Below are 17,844 nucleotides of genomic sequence, written 5' to 3' on the forward strand. Positions count from 1 at the left end.
TTTCTATTTCTCTCTAGTGACTCACACCACTCCGCTTATAACCTGTATTTGCCTTCACCTTCACTTCTGCATAACGTTTCTTATCCGTTTCTTTCGATAATATCGTTCCTAAATATCCCCCCAGAAACCCAAGTGGTACCGATACAAGTGCTGGATTTGTAAGCGGGAAAATTGGTTCTCCTACAAATAATGCTGCACCTTCAACTGGTGAAAAAACACTTGGGCTAATCGATACAAGAAGTAATGCAGATAGTAATCCCGTCAGCATTGCTGTAACTGCCCCCGCAGTATTGAATCTTTTCCAATATACAGTATAAAGAATAACCGGTAAGTTTGCACTTGCAGCAATACAAAAGGCAAGTGAAACTAGAAATGCTACATTTAAATATTGTGCAAATAATGCTAAGACTATAGATAGAACAGATACGGCTAATGATGCGTAACGAGCTGCTCTTACTTGCTCTTTTTCCGTTGTTTTCCCTTTTTTTATAATTTGACCGTATAAATCATGAGCGAATGCCGATGCACCGGATAGTACAAGACCGGCCACTACTGCTAATATAGTGGCAAAGGCAACTGCCGAGATAAAGGCAAACAAGAAATCTCCACCGATTGCTTGTGCGAGTAGCGGTGCAGCCATATTCCCACCAGGGTTTGCTGCAATAATTGTGTCATAACCAACAAATGCCGCTGCTCCAAAACCGAGAAACAGGGTGAGAACATAGAAGATACCAATCACCCATGTTGCGATAACAACTGAACTTCTTGCTGTTTGCGCATCTCTAACCGTGAAAAACCGCATAAGAATGTGTGGTAATCCTGCTGTACCAAGAACTAACGCCAACATAAGTGATAATGTACCAAGTGGTTCTGTATACTGTAAACCAGGCATTAAATATGCTTCCCCATGTGCCGTTACAGACTTTACATCGGTAAACATCTGTCCAATATTAAAATTAAACTTCAATAATACGAGAAAAGTCATGATGACCATCCCAGCCATTAGTAGTACAGCTTTTACAATTTGAACCCAACTCGTTGCAATCATACCGCCAAATAATACGTAGATTGTCATCATGACACCAACAATGAGTACAGCCATCCAGTAATCTATGCCAAACAATAGCTGGATGAGTGCCCCAGCACCAACAAGCTGTGCGATCATATAGAACGTACTAATAGTAATTGTGTTCAGCGCAGCCGCTCCTCGAACCTTCCTGGCATCAAAACGAGAATTAATCATATCAGCAAGTGTGTATTTACCAAGATTACGCAACGGTTCAGCAACTAGGAATAGCACAACTAAATATGCAATTAAAAATCCGATGCTATAGAAAAACCCATCAAATCCAAATAGTGCAATGGCACCCGCAATTCCTAAGAAGGATGCCGCTGACAAATAGTCACCTGCAATTGCTAGGCCGTTTTGCATGCCAGTGAGTCCACCGCCGGCAGTATAAAAATCACCAGCCGTTTGCGTCCTCCTGGCTGCAAAAAAAGTGATGATTAGTGTTAATAGAACAATTGCGAGAAAAAGTATTATGACTGTAGGGCTCATCGACCATCTCCCCCTTGATCCATTTCTTTTATAATTTGATCTGCTTGCTTATCAAAGGAAGCAGCTTTTTTCACATAAACTGTGCATAACACCCATGTCATCACAAATTGAGCCAAAGCGAACAGCCATACCCAAGAAATATCTCCAATCACTGGTGTATTTAAAAAGGTCGTATAAGAAGTTAAAATTGGCAGTAAAAAGTAAAATACTAGGAAAAAGATTGTTAATGGTACAATAAATTTCTTCCGATCATGCATTAGCTTTTTAAAAGATTTACTTTCGGTTACTTGAACATAGTCTACCTCTTTTGTAACCTTTTGCTTATATTCTTTTTCTGCACCCATATGCATCCTCCTCGGATTTTGAGCTAGGAGGTTTTCTAAGCTCCCTGTCTTAGAAAACCTTTCCATCCCTAAAATAGTTTACTAACCTCTATTCTTCCATCGTTGATAAGTCACCTGTTGGCAAACCGAGATCCCATGCTTTTAAGACACGGCGCATAATTTTTCCACTTCTTGTTTTTGGTAAAAAGTCCCGTATTTCAATTTCCCTAGGTGCAGCATGTGCCGCAAGCCCTTGCTTAACATATAATCGAAGCTCCTCTTGCAATTCATCTGTTTTCGTATAACCATCCCTTAAGGCAACAAATGCTTTAATAATTTCGCCGCGGACCGGATCAGGCTTTCCAATTACGGCCGCTTCTGCAACAGCAGGATGTTCAACGAGCTTGCTTTCGACTTCAAATGGCCCAACACGTTCACCTGAAGTTTGAATAACATCATCATCCCTGCCACCAAACCAAAAATACCCATCTTCATCCATTGAAGCCAAGTCCCCTGACTCAAACCAACCATCTACTGGAAAATATTGATTAAAGCGTTCTTCATTTTTCCATACCGCTCGAAGCATGGATGGCCATCCAGCTTTTACACAGAGCTTACCCATTTGCCCTTGTGGAAGTTCATTGCCTGCATCATCTAAAATTGCAGCTTCAATACCTGGAAATGGTTTGCCCATCGAACCTGGCTTCATTTCCATGGAGCGATAATTGGCAATGATAATGCCACCTGTTTCTGTCATCCACCAATGATCGTGAATCCTCAATTTATAAACTTTCATTCCCCAATGTACGACTTCTGCATTTAACGGTTCACCAACACTTAAAATATGCCGCAATGAACTTAGATCATATTCTTCTGAAACATTATCACCTACAGACATCAATCTTCGAAATGCTGTTGGGGCACTTAGCCACACCGTGACACCGTACTTTTCAATCGTTAAATACCAATCTTCCGGACTAAAACGCCCTCCACGAATGAGGTTGGATGCGCCGTTTAACCAAGGTCCAAAAATCCCATAGGAGGTACCAGTTACCCACCCAGGATCAGCTGTACACCAATAAATGTCCTCTTCCTGCAAATCCAATACCCATTTAGCGGTTTGATAATGCTGAATCATTGCATTATGAGCATGTAAGATCCCTTTCGGCTTTCCAGTTGAACCAGAGGTATAGTGTAAAATCATTCCGTCCTCACGGTCTACCCATTCAATTTCTAAATCGCGCGAGGCTTTTTTCATTTCTGTTTCGTAATTGTAAAACGTAATATCTTCCGTGTTATCTGGCAGCTCATCTTCACCAACTAAAATAATCTGATTTAAATGAGCAAGCTCTTTATATGGCACACGCGGCAAAAGATCCTTCGTTGTAATCAACGTCGTCGCATCACTATTTTCTAACCGATCCCGTACAGCCTGCTCCATAAAAGCTTCAAATAATGGGCCAACAATGGAACCATTTTTCAAAATCCCTAGCAAACTAATATAAAGCTCGGGTGATCGTGGCATGAATAAGAAAACTCGGTCACCTTTTTCGACTCCAATAGTTCGCAATACATTTCCAAATTGATTGGATCGTAATTTCAAATCCCGGAATGTATATTTTTCGTCCCGATTTTGATCACTGTAATAAAGTGCAACTTTGTTCTTTCTCCAGCTCTCTGCATGGCGATCAATTGCTTCATAAGCCATATTTACTTTTCCAGTTTCGTACCAAGAAAAGTTCTTCTCTACATCTTTCCAATTAAACTCCTGATATGCTTGGTCATAATCTGGCATATTTACTTTCTCTTTAACGGCTGCAAATGTCTCAGTCACTCTGTATTTCCTCCCTTTATTATATTTCCAGCTTTTTTGTAAGCGCTTACCGAGATTATAAAGGAAGTTAACATACAAGTGAGGAAATCCGCTTCAATGGTTTAAATTTACGATTGAATTGTTTTAATAGTGTTATTAATGGTTAATTTCCAAATAGATCAAAAAGATGTTTCCTCGCAGCCCGACTAACGGGAATTGTTGTTTGTTTTTTATCTTTTAATGTGACATTACTTGTTCCGTTGAACCAAGGTGTAATCTCCTGGACATGATTCAAATTGACAAGGTAACTGCGATGGGTCCGAAAAAAAGCATAGCCCTGAAGCTTCTTTTCTAGCTCTTGTAATGTCATCCTGCTGTGAATTATCTTATCCTCTGTATGTATCTCTAACATCCGCTTGAATGGAACGGCATAATAAATTGCATCCGGAGACAAAACAACCGTTCGATCGTTATCATCTATCAATAATTTCGTCGCCTGAGTCCTGCCTTGAATTGATAAATCCTGGCCATTTCTCTCTGCTTGCTGCATTCGTTTGCGGATACGATTCATTGCTGTTTGAAACCGTTCTGTATCATATGGCTTCAGCATATAATCAATCGCTTCTATTTCGAAGGCTTCTACTGCATATTCATCATACGCAGTGGTAAAAACAAATAATGGGACTTTCATGTAAGCAAGCTCTGTTATTTTCTTCGCTGCTTCTACACCACGCATACCTGGCATATGGACATCAAGAAAGATAACATCTGGTTCATGTTCAAGGTATAGCTCTACTAATTGTTCCCCAGTTTCCGCACTTGGCAACAGCTTTACATCTTGTTCTTTTTCTAATAAATAGATTAATTCTTCACGTGCCAGTTGTTCATCCTCCGCAATTATCGTGTGAATTTTCATATAAAACCTACCTTTCTTTATATGGGATCGTAAAATAAACCTCACTACCACTCACAGGTAAATTCCGAACATGTAAGCGTGCTTCCTCACCAAGCAGATTTATTAATCGCTGATTCACATTATATAAACCGGTCCCGCCATGCTGGTTTTCCGTCAGCACAACATTTCCAACCTGAGATAGAATTTCTTCAGAAAACCCTCGCCCGTTATCTCGAACCCTTATTTTCATTCGATCACCTTTTCGTTCCATCATTACCTCAATTCTTCCTCCTTCTGTAACGTGCTCCAGTCCATGCCCGACACTATTTTCAACAAGTGGCTGGATTGATGACGGTGGAATAAGCAGATGGGAAATTCCTTCTGGCTGTGTAAATTTAATTTGCAAGCGACTCGTAAATCGGGTTTGAATAATCGCAATATATGCTTTGACATGTTCCGCTTCCTTTGTAAGTGGCACGAGATGTGTGGAGACAAGCTTCAAATTGAACCGCATAAAGTGCGCTAATTGAACGGTGATATGTCTTGCGTTTTCAGGGTCTTTACGAAATAATGCTGCAATCATATGCAGGGTATTAAATAAAAAATGCGGATTGATTTGCGCTTGTAAACTACTCAGCTCTGCATCGCGCGTATGTAATTCAATCCTTTCCGCTTTGATTGTTTTTAATTGATTTTCGATCAATTGTCCGAGACCCTCTGCTAGCATGAGCTCAACCGGACGAATATGCTGTGCTTTAAGAAAGTATAATTTTATCAGTCCAATTGTTTTACTTGCTTCTAATATTGGAATAATAATGACAGCTTCTAATGGGCAATTTTTATTGGAACATTGAATTTCCGACTGTGAATAAGCAACAAGCATCCCCTGGGTTTCCACTGCCCGGTGTGATAGTTTTGTCGTTAACTGGTTACCTTTCTTGTGATGGTCACTCCCTATCCCTTTATGTGCCATTACTTCTTTTTCATTTGTAACCGTAACCGCTGCTAATTTTAAACGGGCATAGAGAAGACCCGCAATCCCTTCAGCTTTTTTTTGAAAGGAATCTTCCTTTAAAAAAGGTAGTGCTTCTTCTGCTATCGTCAATGCTTGCTTTGTTGCAAATGCTGCTTCATTTTCCTGCTCTCGCATTACAATGGCAATCATTGCTGTAAAAATTGCAATGGCAATACTATTCGATAATACAACTGGTAATCCGATCGTATTAATCATGGCAATCATTTCCCTATCCTGCGAATCAAAAATAAGTAATAAATGCATAAGTAAAATGGGTGGGAAAATCCCAATAAATAGTGCTTTTATTGGTGAGATAACTCGTTCTTGTGAAAAAAATCGCGCCGTAAATCCTGCCATTATTCCTGTTAAGGGATTCACGAGGCTATTCGCTAAAAATCCTATCCCCCCTAAAAAAAACAAATGCGTACCAGTAATAATCCCAGCTCCAAGACCAACGATTGGTCCTCCTAATAACCCCGCAATTACAATAGCAACTAAACTAGAACTAACAACCATTTGATTATCCCTTACATCCCAAACAAATGCTTGGACTACCGTAAAGTCACTCCCGATAACGACTCCGGTTAGTGTCCCTGCAATTCCAAACAAACCAAACACACACGCATGAATAACTGCCATTTTAAAACTAAATTCACGATAAAGCAGTGACCTAAATCCAGGGCTTCTTGTAAGGACAAAGGCAATAATCAATAATAAACCTAAACGTTCGAATAAAACGATTGTCAAATACATCACGGACGATCTCTCCTTGCATCAATCCCTGTTTGTGATTTTAGATAGAAAGCATGGAATGGAACCGTATCTTCTTGTCCTTTACGAGATATTTTCGCTCCAAAATACGCCCCTAAAAATCCAATTGGTATTGCAATTATTCCTGGGTTATAGAGTGGTATGAAGGCATCTCTTGCAATCCAACCTCCATCTAAATTCATCACGTGTGGTCCGACTAATAGCAGCAATAAAGATGCTGTTAAGCCACAGACCATTCCAGTAATTGCTCCAGTTTGATTAAACCGTTTCCAATAGATGGTTAATAATAGTACTGGCAGATTACTAGATGCTGCAACAATAAATGTTAGCGAAACAAGAAACGTTACATTCATATTCCTTAACCCAAGTGCACATAACGTTGATAGAAGGCCAATAAAAAAAGCGGTCCAGCGCGCAGCACGTAAGCGTTTCTTCTCTGTTGTATTACCTTTTTTAAGGATATGAAAATAAATATCATGCGAGAAAGCAGTCGTAGCCGAAATGACTAAACCAGCTACAACCGCTACAATTGTTGTAAAGGCAATCGCAGCGATAAATGCCATTAGAAAGTCGCCACCCAAGTTCTCCGCTAATAATGGTGCAGCTAAATTTCCGGATGGATCAAGCAAAACCAATTCCTCAAACCCAACTAGTGCAACCGCACCCAGCCCTAAAACAAGCGCAATCAAATAAAATACACCAATAATCCAGCTCGCAGTTAAGAGAGATTTGCGCACTTCTACCGTATTACGGACGGTAAATAATCGAATTAAAATATGTGGTAAGCCGGCAGTACCAAGAATTAAGGCAAGATGAAGCGAAATTGTTTCAATCGGGTTATTAAATAAATGACCTGGTAACGAAAATTGATCACCTAATGGAGAACCGAGTGCAACTTGTTCTAAGAGGGCTGAAATACTCCAATTAAACCGAGAAAAAACAATGAGTGCGAGTAGAAATGTACCAGATAAAAGTAATACTGTTTTAATGATTTGGACCCATGATGTAGCAAACATTCCACCAAAAACAACATAAATAGTCATTAATAATCCTATAATTAACACAGAAGTTGAATAATTAATATTTAACAATAAACGAATCAACAATCCTGCAGCAACTAATTGAGGAATCATATAGAGAACCGAAATGATTAATGCACCAACAGCCATCACTCCACGCATTTTATAACTCGGAAAGCGTGCGCAAATCACATCTCCTAGTGAATATTTGCCCAAGCGGTGTACTGGCTCAGCAATAAAGAACAATACAATTAAATATGAAACTAAAAATCCAATCGCATACAAGAAACCATCAAAGCCATTAATCGCAATGGTACCAACAATTCCTAGAAAGGAAGCTGCACTTATATAATCCCCTGCAATGGCCATCCCATTTTGTGTACCTGTTAAACTACCAGCAGCAATATAGAACTGGTTGGTTGTTTTACTTTGCCTTGCCGCCCAATAGGTAATAATTAAGGTACTAACGACAATACAGAGAAAAAATAGTAGATAGGTAATGTTCATCGGCTCACCCTCGTTTTTTTAAGGTAGAGGATCATTATTCGAGAGCTAAATCCTCATGCTGTATTGTTAAATGCACATTTTTTAAAATATGTAAAAATAAATTCAATTCTATATTTTTATTTTACTATAAATTTTATATGATAGGGGGTTAGAAGTAAAGGCTTGCGCGTAGGTTGATTCAGTGTTCTTGAACTACCTGAAGTCTTGGCAGCTCTCGTTCTCCTACTTCATAACATACAAAACGAGGCATTATCAAGCTACAATATTACCTTGATAACACCTCATTTGATAAAGCTGACTAAGATCGAAGTTCAGTAGCTCTAACAGGCATTTCTTCTTTTCTTCTATTCTGTGAAACATAGACTAAAATAATAATTACGATACCAAGTGCGCTCGTCCATAGATTAGCATACATAGATAGCGCACCGCTCACAACTAATAGAATCCGCTCCAAAACATTCGTCCGTGTTTTTAACCAGCCAATCACCCCTCCCGCTAGAGCCGTGACACCAATAACAGCAGTCAAGAGTGCCAGTAATACTTCTACAAAACTTCCGTCCATTAAGAGGGCGGGTTCTAAGACAAACATGAATGGGACAACAAAACCGACAATACCTAGTTTGACAGCCTCTAGTCCTACGCGGTTCGGGTTTGCCTCGGCAATTCCCGCTGCGGCATATGCGGCAACAGCAACAGGTGGGGTAATTGCTGAAAAAATTGAAAAGTACACAATGAAGAGATGTGCAGCTATCACTGACACCCCTAATTCGATTAAGGCTGGACCTGCAAGCATCGCTGTTAGGATGTATGCAGCAGCAACCGGCATTCCCATCCCTAATACGATACAAATCAGCATCACAAGAATTAATGTCGGAAACAACATCCCTTCTGTTAATCCAAGCACAATACTCGTTACCTTTCCACCAAGACCAGTTGTCATAATACCAGCAATAATAAGACCTGCGGCGGCACAGGCTGTTGTTACAGGAATTGAGGACCTTGCGCCATCCACTAATGCCTCATAAGTCTTTCGCACGCCCATTCGTGTCTCTTTGCGAAACCAGCTAACAATGATTACTGCAAGGAGGCCATAGAATCCTGTACGTGAAGCACTGTAACCTTGCACTAAGAGAACAACTAGTACAATTAATGGAATAAAATAAAACCAGCCTTCTTTAAGCACTTCGCTGACTTTCGGAATATCTTCCTTGGCAGGTCTTGGTAAATCAAGGCGCATGGCCTCAAAATGAACCATCGCAAATAAAGAAACATAATATAGAACGCCAGGAATCAATGCTGCAATTACAATGGACCCATATGACATTTGTGTCACTGCGGCCATTAAAAACGCCGATGATCCCATAATCGGAGGCAAAATGCTTCCCCCTGTAGAGGCAGCAGCCTCCACTGCTGCTGCAACCGCTGGTGTATAGCCTGATTTTTTACTAACCGGAATCGTAAAGTTACCCGTAGTCACAACATTTGCTGTAGGACTGCCAGAAATCGAGCCGAAAAATGCACTAGCAAGAACTGCTACCTTTGCAGATCCTCCTCGCGTTCTTCCTGCAATAGCTGTTGAAATCCGAAAGAAAAACTTCCCGGCACCTGATTTTTGCAAGAACGCACCAAACAACATAAACATAAACACAAATGAAGCCGCTACAGAAATTGGCGATCCCCAAAGTCCATTAAAGCCGTAGGTGAGCTTTTCAATAAACTCAACCGCAGACATTTTCCGATGACCAAATAGCCCATCGAAATGATGGCCCCACAATGTATAAGCAAACCCAATAAACACAAGAACAATAATTGGAAAACCAATCGTACGTCGTGTTGCCTCAATCGTTAAAACAATAAACACAAGTCCGAAAAAGAGATCCCAACCTGTTAATGGATTCATAATTGGTATTCGAACTGCAATCCGCTCAGCATGGAACGTGAAATAGATACCCGCACTGATTGCCAACACAACAAAGGAATAGTCAATCAAGCTAGGCTTATGACTTCGAACTGCTTCCTTTAGTGAATAGCCATAAAGTAAAAATGTAAGTGCAAGAATAAATGCTAAATGGATTGCCATTTGATTAAGTGGATCAAGATTCCCAAAAATTACAGACCAAATTTGGTAAACAGACAATCCAAATGCAAAAAATATAAAAAGCTTCATTGGGAGGCTGGATAGATTACGCTTGTATCCTTCCACCAGCCATCTGGTTAATACTGCTTTCCTGTTCACGCAATGACTCCTTTCGAGAAAAAGCAAAACCTAGTAATCTTTTCTAAAGCAAGCAATCTGGCGCGCCCTCAATAGAACACAAAATAATATTATGGAAGCATTCCTTTCTCTCGGAAAAATTTTTCCGCACCTGGATGCAGTGGCACATTACCAACTTTCATCATGTTATCTTCTGATAGACTATTAAATTCCTTGTGTACCGTTCTAAGATAGTCAAAGTTTTCATAGATCGCCTTTGTCATCTGATAGACATCTTCTTCCGGAACATCTTTATGAGCAATAAGTATTGCCGGGGTGCTAACGGTCGCTACGTCTTCCTCTAAAAAGGGATATGCCGTAGCATTAATCGTTCCTGCATCCATTCCAAGCTTTTCGGATACACGCTCGATCACCTTTCCATTTAATTCAAGCATTTTCAGACGCATCAATGTTGACGCTTCGATAATATCGCTTGAAGGCGCTGACACCGCATCTCCACTAGCGTCAATCCGATTATCGGCCATCATTTCAAATGTTTTCGATCCAGATAAATAATCAATCGATCCTCCCCAAGAAATAATGTCACCATAGGAGATTCCATATGCTTCTAAAATGTTGCGGGTAATAATTTCACCGGCTGCTCCCTTTTGATCGACTGCCAATCGAATTGGAGCTTTTTGCTTAATCATCTCTTCAAAGGAATCATAGTAAACGTCCGCAGCAACTATAAATTGATAGTAATTTGCCGGGATCACAACACTTACAGATCGAATATCTTCATAGGGCTGATCATATGGCTCATCACCACTATATGCTGCGTAGGAAGTCATCGCATAGGATAATCCATACGGAACAGTTCCCGTAGCGACAGTTAGTGGGTTTTCCACGATTCCACCTGGTTCCACCGTAATAATAGCTCCTTCATGTTCCCTGCGAATTGATTCTGCGATTCCTTCAGCAAAAACAGACCAAGCACCACCAACCCTTCCACCAACAATCGTTGTGTGAAAAGTCGCTTCCGATTGAACCGCCCCTTTTGCTTCTTGTTCGTTATCTTTTTCACATGCAGTTAGGAAAACAAACCCAAAAATAATTGCAATAACGATGGTTTTGTTCATCAAACGGCCTCCTGTTGCTGGCTTTATTTTTTACTTCCTTCATTCACCTGCAAGCTAATATCCAATGCTTGAACAGAATGTGTTAATGCACCTAATGATATGTATTGCACCCCAGTATTTGCATACGTTGCTAGATTAGCAAGCGTAATTCCACCAGATGCTTCGGTTACGATAGAAGCGGGTACAAGATCGACAAATTCTTTTACTTCCTCTGGACTGCGATTATCGAACATGATAACATCTGCTTCTGCATCTACGGCTTCCAAGACCTCGCTTTTATTCTCTGTTTCCACTTCAATCTTTATCATATGACCAAGTGCAGCACGTGCTTTTTCAACCGCTTGTGTAATTGATCCACAATAGGAAATATGATTATCTTTAATCATCACACCGTCATATAATCCATTTCGATGATTCTTCCCTCCGCCAGAAGTAACTGCATATTTATCAAACATTCTTAGACCTGGCATTGTTTTTCTTGTGTCACAAATACTGATCGATGGATCGTTCAAGGCTTCTGCACAGTGGTTCGTCATCGTCGCAATTCCACTCATACGCTGCAAAAGATTTAAGATTACACGCTCTCCAGAAAGTATGGAACGGACAGATCCATAAACTTTTGCAATCACCGTTTGTTTTTCAATTTTATCACCATCATTAAAATGCAGCTCCACCTCCACTTCAGAATCCAGTAAATGATAGGTTTCCTTAATAATAGAGAGTCCAGAAAGAACTCCCGCTTCTTTCACGATAAACAAGCCTGTTCCCAATTGTTCCCTTGGGAAAATAGAATCGCTCGTCAAATCTTGATCACCAATATCTTCGATTAAAAATGTTTCGAGTGCTTTTCGTAGTTTGATTGGATTCATAATCGTTACTCCTTCACTTGTTGTCAGTCTGATTGTGATTGTTTTCACATTAAAGACATTAGAATACGCTTACTTCTAGAAAGACTAGCAATCCTCTAGAGACAAATCTAGGTTCAGCTACTAGATAAATAGTCATCTGTCTTGACATCTATATTTACATAGAATTAATATATTATCAAGTACTACTTACAAAATCACACGTAATTGGACTAAATGTCACAGAAATGTTTAAGGAGGGCAATAAAATGCAGCACGAAAAAATGCCTTCAGCAAAAAGACAGCAGCTCATCATACAAAAACTAAAGCAATCGGATCAACCAATAAGTGGCAGTGATTTCGCCAAACTTACCAACGTATCCAGACAGGTGATTGTTCAGGATGTGTCGATATTAAAGGCGAAAAACGAACCGATTATCGCAACAAGCCAAGGGTATCTCTATCTTAACGAGCAAACAAATAATCAAAAACAACAAGTAATTGCCTGTAAGCATGATGCTAGCCAAACACAAGAAGAGCTATACTTGATTGTTGACCATGGGGTAACGATCAAAGACGTTATTGTAGAACATCCTGTATATGGTGACATAACCGCTTCGATTCGGGTCAGCAACCGAAAGGAAGCTGACGAGTTTATCAAAAAGATCCAGTCCACGGATGCTTCATACTTATCTGCACTAACCAATGGAATTCACCTGCATACTCTTGAATCCGATTCAATCGTTAAAATTGAAGCTGCTTGTAAGGACTTAAAAAACTCCGGCATTCTAATTTAATTTGTTTCGGTCGAATCATGTTTGAAATGGAGCTACAACGGTTACAGGACTATATAGAAATACATCCTAGTTTGTCAGCGAGGTGATAACATGTCCAATCAAGACAAAGAAAAACAAAGCGATGACTCGCTAGAGCAAAAGCAAAAAAACAATGATCCAAACCAGGATATCGAGCCACAACGTGAAACAGATTCAAAACCTCAGGAAAGTAATAGAGAGTAAGGCTGGTAACCGCCTTACTCTCTTATTTCATTTAGTTTTACTCAATTGATCCACCGCGAGAATTGCCGTAGCAACATCATCTGGAGTAACATCCTGGGAAAGATTTCCCATTGTTTCTCCCTCCTGTGTAGCTGCTTCTCCAACTCTTCGCAAATCTTCGTAGGATACTTCTTCTAAATGCATTTCCTTTAATGTTGTAGGTAATCCAAGCGCTCGATAAAATTCAATATATTTAAGTATTTCATCTTGTGAATGCAATTCTAACACGAGCTGCGTTAATGTTCCATACGCTACCTTCTCACCATGTGTCAAATGGTGAATATCACCCTCGAGTACGGTAAAACCATTATGAATTGCGTGTGCAGCTGCTAGTCCACCACTTTCAAAACCAAGACCGGATAGCAATGTGTTCGCTTCAACAACGGCTTCCACATGCTTCGTGACCAGGCCCTTTTGCACTGCTTTATAAGCTGCTTGTCCATAAGCGAATAATGTTTTTTCACAGGCTTCAGCAATTGCTCGTGCGGCAATACTAGTCTTGCCGCCTGCCATTGCATCTCCATTGCTTTTAATTGTTGCTCTTGCCTCTACCCATGTTGCCATTGCATCCGCAATTCCAGAAGCAAATAGTCGTGGTGGAGCACCTGCAACCACTTTCGTATCTACGAGTACCAACTCCGGATTTTTATCATAAAATTTATAGGACTCGAACACACCTTCATCACTATAAATAACAGATAAAGCACTGGTTGGTGCATCAGTTGATGCTGTTGTAGGAACAATCACAACACTCACTGCCAGAACATCAGCAACTGCTTTCGCTGTATCAAGTGTTTTTCCTCCGCCAACTCCGATGACGCTATCAACTGCTTCGTTCTTCCCATCTTTTACAATTCTTTCTACTTCATTTAATGAAGCTTCTCCATTAAATTCTACGTAATGAAAATCTAAATCATCTGCTTTCAAGCTCTCCTCTATTGTGGAGCCTGTTATTTTCCAAACGGTTTCATCTGAAAGGATTAAAGGCTTTTTGCCAATTGACTTAACATGCTGTCCAATATCTTTTAATGCATTCTTCCCTTGAATATACTTACTAGGTGAGGTAAAAATAATATTCGCCATGTTTTCGCTCCTTTTTATGTAGTTTCATCTCTATTATGCCATACCCATTAAAATTTATTTTAGGTACGCCATGAACCATATATTCCCTTTATTCCTCTTTTTAAAACGCACCTATTCCTTATAGGTGTTAGCCAAAATTATACTAAACCATTTACATAGGGATAGTCGTACAAGCAAAATTGCTTCTTGGTAATAGAATACATTAGAAAACGTGGCATTCGTTGAAGGGATTTTAATAAGTTCCTGCTTTTAAGAATTCTCATACTTTGGATCGCGAGCTTCCTTTAGTAAATGCCTTCGTTTCACAAATCCGGATGGAGCTTATTGATAACTATAAATGGAGGGTAATTTTGATGTATAATGACTATTTTTATATTGCAGAATTAACAGGCTCACAAGAGTCACCACCAGTTCGGACATATGCTGATGGTACAACACTCTTTCATGTGAGTAGAAATGGGAATGAAATCCGCTATCGACTTGCTGCCAATAATATTAACAATATGACGCAAGCACATATTCATGTCGGACGCAGAAATATTAATGGACCTGTCGTCGCTTTTTTATCCAGTGAAGCTGCCAGTCTTGAAGAACAAGAAACTATTTTAGAGGGGTTCCTAACATCCGCTGATCTTACTGGACCACTCAAAGATAAATCAATCTCAGACTTAGTTGATCTAATGAATGCTGGAAAAGCATACGTCAACATCCATTCAAAATCATACCCGAATGGAGAAATCCGAGGAAAGATCACGCAACACTAAAAAATGCAAGATCATCCCATATGATACTACCTTAGGCTGATTTTTTATCAGCTTTTTTATTTTCTTGAAATTTATTAATCTTATCTAAGTCTAAATAGAAATTCTATTTTACCATAAGGATAAACGGCCAATATACCAATTAAAAAAAATCCATTTTGACTTTGACTAAGCTGTTGCAAAATGGATTTTTTACATAGTATACAAACAATGGTTCATTCTTGGACTTTCAAACAGTTAATTATAGCAAACCTTCTTGTTCATACAAATAAGCATATGGAATATCTAAAAATACATACAACGTTTCTGAAATCGGGAACGAATAGGTTCTAATGCGTTCATCTCTTTCAATATCTGTGTATAAGTCAGATAAGAGCCCTTTTTTCTCGACATTCATACGCATCACATTTTCGAAAAAGTACGGGCGCCAGCTCCAGTTTTTATTCCTACCTTCATAATGCAGTTCCCACTCTCCTATAGCATTTTTCTCTGCATTTGATGACAGTTGAATCCCTTCCTCATTACAAATATAGATACGAAAAGCAAAGTTCGTGCATGCCTCACCAATTTTCAGGATAATATCATCATAAGCATCATCTGATTTTACAGATGGCAGCATCATTTTAAATTGCTCATTAATCCAACTGGTTAATTCAAGCTGGGCTTTCATTTTTTTACGTTCAAATAATACAAACCGTTGAAAGTCTGTTTTAATCTTTTCTTGAGAACAATCTGCTTCGACAAAATTAGATTGTGGCTGTTTTAGATAACTTCCCTGGTAATAATGCCCACCATGACGCCATGCGTAGTTTAATTGACTATATGTAGTGATTCCCTTAAACAGGAGTGCTGCTCCAATTTTACGAGAAAGCATCGATAACGAATGATGGACATCGCCATATAGCTGCGGTAATAGGTCATCATCTAAAAATCCAGCATCTACTTTTACAATGTTTGGTTCTAATTGAACTAAACGTTCTAAACTAGCATTTCGTTGTTCAACATCAATGGCAATCCGAATACCAAGCGTCTTCATATATTTGATGAGCTTTCTTAAATCATTGCTTTGCTCCGTGATTGAAGCCTCCTTTATTTCTATGATAATTTTATGCAAATCCAGTCCTTTTTGGGCACTAGATTGTAAAAGAGTTAGCAATGATTCTCCATCATCTTTCATTAATAGTCTAGCATTATAATAAAATGTCAGATTCATTGACTGATCACTTTCCATAAACGTATGCAATGCCTTTTGTTGAACATCATTATTCAGTTCAAAGTGGAAATCTCCAGGGATTGAACCGTCATCAAAAAACCAGTCCAACTGCTTTAGATTGCCGTTTTCTTCTTTAAATAATGGAAGTACTTCATAACCAACAATCAATTGCGTATCCGCACTGATAACCGGTTGGTAATATGGTATTACCTGCTTCAGATTTAACATAACCTCTAAAGGATCCAACCCAATCACCTCCGTTAGACACATGCTGCTTCCCTATTACCTGTCAGCTTTCATTACGACATTTTTAGGGGATACTAAGAGTATACTCCAAAATTGATATTTTCTTAACTAACAACTTCAATTTACTTTTTTAAGAAGGAATGAAATAATAGATATATTAATCCAATCTGTTTTATAAGATTTAGAAACCAATTCTTTTATGTACAGGAGGATCACAAATGAAGCTTACAACATTAAATACTATGTCAGAACGAATAGAACTGTTAAAAAAAACAGTTGAACCTTTCAAAGTTCGCGCCCAGGTGCATGATGAAAACGGGACATTTCCTCATGAAAATTTTGAAGACTTAAAAGCAGTTGATTATCCTGCTTTAACAGTTCCAAAGCAATTTGGCGGAATGGAAATATCGCTAACTGAAATGCTGCAGCATCAAGAAGTCATTGCCCAGGCTGACGGCTCAACAGCACTTTCAATCGGCTGGCATATGGGCATTGTCAAGCATCTCGGTGAAAATGAACGTTGGCCTGAAGGGCGCTACGCAACTGTTGCTAGAGATGTCGTTAAACATGGCGCATTATTAAATAACGCCGCTTCTGAGCCGGCAACCGGAAGCCCAACGCGCGGTGGCAAACCGGAAACCTTCGCAACGAAAACAACAGGTGGCTGGATTGTAAATGGAAGAAAAACCTTCACGACACTCTCACCCATTCTTGATTATTTTATAGTCAGTGCTTCCATTGATAGTGAAGATCAAGTTGGGAATTTCTTGATAAAACGTGATAAACAAGGTGTGCGTGTTGATGAAACATGGGACTCAATCGCAATGCGCGGAAGTGGAAGCCATGACTTAGTCTTAGAAAACGTTCATGTAGATGCTGATGACCTTGTGGAACGAATCAAACCAGGTCGAAAAAAGCCCGCTGGATGGCTATTACATATTCCTGCATGCTATCTTGGAATAGCACGGGCCGCACAAGCTTATGCAGTTCAGTTTGCAACAACTTACTCGCCTAATAGTATTACAGGAACAATCGCTGATTTACCAAATATTAAGCAAAAATTAGGCGAAATGGAGCTTGCAGTATTAGAATCGGAGCATTTCCTTTATTCTGTTGCAAGAAAATGGGATGAAAATGGAGATACAATCCGACAAACGATGGGACCTGAGCTTGGTGCAGTTAAATTATCTGTCGTAAATAAGGCGATTCATATTGTTGATTTGGCAATGCGAGTTGTCGGTGCGCGCAGCTTATCGAAACAAAATCCATTACAGCGTTATTACCGTGACGTGCGTGCAGGACTCCATAACCCACCGATGGATGATATGACGATTATGCAGTTGAGTGGGAGATAAGGTTTTACTCACTTCAACATAAAAGTGCACATAATCAGCGCATTATGTG

The 17,844-nt window shown here is 39.5% G+C and carries 15 protein-coding genes; 4 read left to right on the forward strand and 11 right to left on the reverse strand.

The features are described 5' to 3' along the window. Positions 1–13 precede the first annotated feature (13 nt). The 9 genes from NYE61_RS05115 to nadC all read right to left on the reverse strand — a co-directional run bounded on the left by NYE61_RS05115 (position 14) and on the right by nadC (position 12,103). Positions 14–1,558 carry a sodium/solute symporter gene (locus NYE61_RS05115; RefSeq protein WP_095307561.1) on the reverse strand — a complete coding sequence of 515 codons (1,545 nt, stop codon included), beginning with the start codon at positions 1,556–1,558 and terminating at the stop codon, positions 14–16. Next, the gene (locus NYE61_RS05120; protein ID WP_095307563.1) at positions 1,555–1,902 is read right to left on the reverse strand and encodes a DUF485 domain-containing protein; all 348 of its coding nucleotides are present in this window, start codon (positions 1,900–1,902) and stop codon (positions 1,555–1,557) included. Before NYE61_RS05120 ends, NYE61_RS05115 begins: the two co-directional genes overlap by 4 nt. 88 nt (positions 1,903–1,990) lie before the next feature. Further along, entirely contained in the window at positions 1,991–3,715 is a 1,725-nt protein-coding gene (gene acsA, locus NYE61_RS05125) for an acetate--CoA ligase (RefSeq protein WP_303450871.1), read from the reverse strand. 142 nt (positions 3,716–3,857) lie between these two features. Next, positions 3,858–4,610: a LytTR family DNA-binding domain-containing protein gene (locus NYE61_RS05130; protein WP_095307564.1), complete on the reverse strand. Its 753-nt coding sequence runs from the start codon at positions 4,608–4,610 to the stop codon at positions 3,858–3,860. A gap of 7 nt (positions 4,611–4,617) precedes the next feature. Then, positions 4,618–6,357, reverse strand: coding sequence for a LytS/YhcK type 5TM receptor domain-containing protein (locus NYE61_RS05135; protein ID WP_303450934.1), 1,740 nt, complete (start codon positions 6,355–6,357; stop codon positions 4,618–4,620). Further along, entirely contained in the window at positions 6,357–7,901 is a 1,545-nt protein-coding gene (locus NYE61_RS05140) for a cation acetate symporter (protein ID WP_251659940.1), read from the reverse strand. Before NYE61_RS05140 ends, NYE61_RS05135 begins: the two co-directional genes overlap by 1 nt. Positions 7,902–8,199: 298 nt before the next feature. Continuing rightward, the gene (locus NYE61_RS05145; protein WP_303450865.1) at positions 8,200–10,137 is read right to left on the reverse strand and encodes a TRAP transporter permease; all 1,938 of its coding nucleotides are present in this window, start codon (positions 10,135–10,137) and stop codon (positions 8,200–8,202) included. A gap of 89 nt (positions 10,138–10,226) precedes the next feature. After that, positions 10,227–11,234, reverse strand: coding sequence for a TAXI family TRAP transporter solute-binding subunit (locus tag NYE61_RS05150; RefSeq protein ID WP_095307573.1), 1,008 nt, complete (start codon positions 11,232–11,234; stop codon positions 10,227–10,229). Positions 11,235–11,257: 23 nt separating this feature from the next. Then, a complete protein-coding gene (nadC, locus tag NYE61_RS05155; RefSeq protein ID WP_251660028.1) occupies positions 11,258–12,103 on the reverse strand; it encodes a carboxylating nicotinate-nucleotide diphosphorylase in 846 nt (281 codons plus the stop codon). A gap of 245 nt (positions 12,104–12,348) precedes the next feature. Between nadC and NYE61_RS05160 the strand changes: the two genes are divergently transcribed. Further along, positions 12,349–12,876: a transcription repressor NadR gene (locus NYE61_RS05160; RefSeq protein WP_095307577.1), complete on the forward strand. Its 528-nt coding sequence runs from the start codon at positions 12,349–12,351 to the stop codon at positions 12,874–12,876. A gap of 90 nt (positions 12,877–12,966) precedes the next feature. Continuing rightward, complete coding sequence (locus NYE61_RS05165; RefSeq protein WP_262366407.1) at positions 12,967–13,098, forward strand: hypothetical protein; 132 nt, start codon at positions 12,967–12,969, stop codon at positions 13,096–13,098. 27 nt (positions 13,099–13,125) lie between these two features. On the opposite strand, the gene NYE61_RS05170 is transcribed toward NYE61_RS05165, so the two are convergent. Continuing rightward, a complete protein-coding gene (locus tag NYE61_RS05170) occupies positions 13,126–14,220 on the reverse strand; it encodes a glycerol dehydrogenase (RefSeq protein ID WP_303450860.1) in 1,095 nt (364 codons plus the stop codon). Positions 14,221–14,573: 353 nt separating this feature from the next. Here NYE61_RS05170 and NYE61_RS05175 point away from each other — a divergent pair, with 353 nt between their 5' ends. Then, a complete protein-coding gene (locus tag NYE61_RS05175; RefSeq protein WP_158586311.1) occupies positions 14,574–14,984 on the forward strand; it encodes a CHRD domain-containing protein in 411 nt (136 codons plus the stop codon). Positions 14,985–15,222: 238 nt separating this feature from the next. Here the strand turns inward: NYE61_RS05175 and NYE61_RS05180 are convergent, their stop codons facing one another. Then, positions 15,223–16,440 carry an EAL domain-containing protein gene (locus NYE61_RS05180; RefSeq protein WP_303450855.1) on the reverse strand — a complete coding sequence of 406 codons (1,218 nt, stop codon included), beginning with the start codon at positions 16,438–16,440 and terminating at the stop codon, positions 15,223–15,225. Positions 16,441–16,658: 218 nt separating this feature from the next. Between NYE61_RS05180 and NYE61_RS05185 the strand changes: the two genes are divergently transcribed. Further along, positions 16,659–17,795, forward strand: coding sequence for an acyl-CoA dehydrogenase family protein (locus NYE61_RS05185; protein WP_303450850.1), 1,137 nt, complete (start codon positions 16,659–16,661; stop codon positions 17,793–17,795). The last annotated feature ends 49 nt before the right edge of the window (positions 17,796–17,844 follow it).

This window comes from Oceanobacillus sp. FSL W7-1304 (genome assembly GCF_037969805.1).
GTDB classification, from domain to species: Bacteria; Bacillota; Bacilli; order Bacillales; family Amphibacillaceae; genus Oceanobacillus; species Oceanobacillus profundus.